This is a genomic window from Kitasatospora aureofaciens (genome assembly GCF_001188955.3).
GTDB classification, from domain to species: domain Bacteria; phylum Actinomycetota; class Actinomycetes; order Streptomycetales; family Streptomycetaceae; genus Kitasatospora; species Kitasatospora aureofaciens.
Genome location: NZ_JPRF03000106.1, coordinates 1 through 1,062, shown reverse-complemented (window position 1 = coordinate 1,062; position 1,062 = coordinate 1). Strand labels below are relative to the sequence as shown.

Sequence of the window (1,062 nt, the reverse complement as noted above, 5' to 3'; positions counted from 1 at the left end):
CGGCGGGCAATGCCTGTCTGGACGCGTTGGCGGTGCACCGGCGTGCGCTGGGTCTGCCGGGGGTGTCGCTGGCGTGGGGTCCGTGGTCCGGGGTGGCGGGCATGACCGGCACCCTCACCGAAGCCGAGTCCGAGCGCATCGCCCGTCACGGCCTCCCGGCGATCTCCCCGGAACAGGGCACCGCGCTCTTCGACGCGGCGCTCTCCGCCGGGCACGCGGCCGTGCTGCCGGTCCGGCTCGACCCTGCGGCGGTGGTGGCGCACGGCGACGTGCCTGCGCTGCTGCGGGGCCTGGTACGGGGGCGGGTGCGGCGTGCGGTCGTGGCGCGGTCGGCCGTGACGGCGGGGCTGGCGCAGCGCCTGTCCACGCTGGGCGGCGACGAGCGGCGCGCGGTGGTGCTGGAGCTGGTGCGCGAGCAGATCGCGGTGGTGCTGGGGCACGAGGGCGGGTCCGCGGTCGATCCGTCGCGGGCGTTCCAGGACCTCGGGTTCGACTCGCTGACGGCGGTGGAGCTGCGGAACCGGCTGCGGTCCGTGACCGGGCTCCAGCTCCCGGCGACCGTCGTTTTCGACTACCCGACCGCCCGTGCCCTGGCCGGCTTCCTGCTGGAGGGCCTGCTCGGTACCGAGAGCGTGGTCCACGTCCCGGAGGTCCTGCCGTCACTGACGGACGACCCGGTCGTGATCGTGGGGATGGCCTGCCGCTACCCCGGAGGCGTCGCCTCACCGGAGGACCTGTGGCGGCTGGTCGCCGACGGGGTGGACGCGGTGTCGGACTTCCCGGCGGACCGAGGCTGGGACGTCGAGTCGCTGTACCACCCGGACCCGGACCACACCGGCACCTCCTACACGCGCTCGGGCGGATTCCTGCACACCGCAGGGGAGTTCGACCCCGAGTTCTTCGGGATGAGTCCGCGGGAGGCGTTGGCGACGGATGCGCAGCAGCGGTTGCTGCTGGAGACGTCCTGGGAGGCGTTCGAGCGGGCGGGTATCGACCCGGTGTCGTTGCGGGGCAGTCGTACCGGTGTGTTCGCGGGCGTGATGTACGCCGACTATGCCGGCC

1 protein-coding gene is annotated in these 1,062 nt (G+C 73.8%); it reads left to right on the top strand.

Features of this window, described 5'->3' with window-relative positions; genetic code table 11:
- Nucleotides 1–1,062: beta-ketoacyl reductase (locus tag HS99_RS40375; protein WP_141763918.1), on the top strand; the 1,062-nt coding region annotated here is incomplete at both ends.